We start from the raw sequence: 1,083 nt of genomic DNA, 5'->3' as shown, positions 1-1,083 counted from the left end.
CGGGGGTGTCGTTCACGCCTCGACGTTATCGGGCGGGGGGCCGGTGACCGCCCGCAGCGTCTCTGCGGCCTTCCTCGCCCGCTCGTCGTCCGTGCCGTCCCCTCGCAGAGCCCCTGCGGGCACCGTACTGACCCGCGTCGCCCTCCGCCGCCAGGATCGCGTCCCGGTACGCCCGGGCCGCGGCGCGCAGGGCGGCCTCCGGGTCGGTGCCGTTCGCCTCGGCGGAGACGGCGAGGGCGAGGAGTTCGTAGCCGATGGTGTCGCCGGTGGGGAGCGGGACGTCCAGGTCCGCCGTACGGACACGGCTCGCGAGCTTCGCGGCGAGGGCCAGGCCGGGCTGGCCGAGGGGCACGCCTTCGGTGACCGAGGTCCGCTGCTTCTCGATGGCCTTGGTGCGCAGCCAGTGCGCGTGGACGTCCTCGGGGGTCTCCGCGCTCTCGTCGCCGAAGACGTGCGGGTGGCGGTGGATCAGCTTCTCGACGAGGCCGCCCGCGACGTCGTCGATGGCGAAGGGCTCCGCCCCGTCCTCCGGGCGGCCTTCCTCGGCGATCCGCGCGTGGAAGACGACCTGGAGCAGGACGTCGCCGAGTTCCTCGCGCAGTTCGTCCCGGTCGCCGTCCTCGATCGCCTCGACCAGTTCGTACGCCTCCTCGATCGCGTACTTGGCGAGGCCCCGGTGCGTCTTCCGCGAGGTCCAGGGGCACTCGCGGCGGATCCGGTCCATGACCTGGACCAGGTCGAGCAGGCGGGCGCCGGGCAGGTCGTAGGAGCCGGGGAGCAGTTCCAGGTCCGGCATGGCCACCCGGCCCGAGCCGCCGAGCCGGGCCAGGCCGTCCGTCAGACGGCTGTCGCCCTCGCCGCCGACCAGGACGACGACGGTCCGGCCGCCGGCGCAGTCGGCGACCAGTTCGTCGGCGGAGGGCGTGGCGTGCTCGACGCCTACCCCCGCCTCGCGGAGATAGGGGAGCTGCGGGTGATCCCGGCCGGCGACGAGGACCCGGTCGGCCGCGTGCAGCGTCTGCCAGGCCGGCCAGGACAGCAGGCCGGGCGCGACCCGGTGGCTGGCGGTCAGCAGGACGATGC

At 74.8% G+C, this 1,083-nt stretch carries 1 protein-coding gene; it reads right to left on the bottom strand.

Going from position 1 to position 1,083, the window contains the following annotated elements:
• Window positions 1-25 precede the first annotated feature (25 nt).
• A complete protein-coding gene (locus HET64_RS38500; protein ID WP_308370436.1) occupies window positions 26-1,081 on the bottom strand; it encodes a nucleoside triphosphate pyrophosphohydrolase in 1,056 nt (351 codons plus the stop codon).
• Window positions 1,082-1,083 lie beyond the last annotated feature (2 nt).

The sequence above is a fragment of the Streptomyces sp. McG3 genome, assembly GCF_018619185.1.
Lineage (GTDB): Bacteria > Actinomycetota > Actinomycetes > Streptomycetales > Streptomycetaceae > Streptomyces.
Note: the sequence above shows the minus strand (reverse complement) of the source record. Positions and strands in the feature narration are given on the sequence as shown.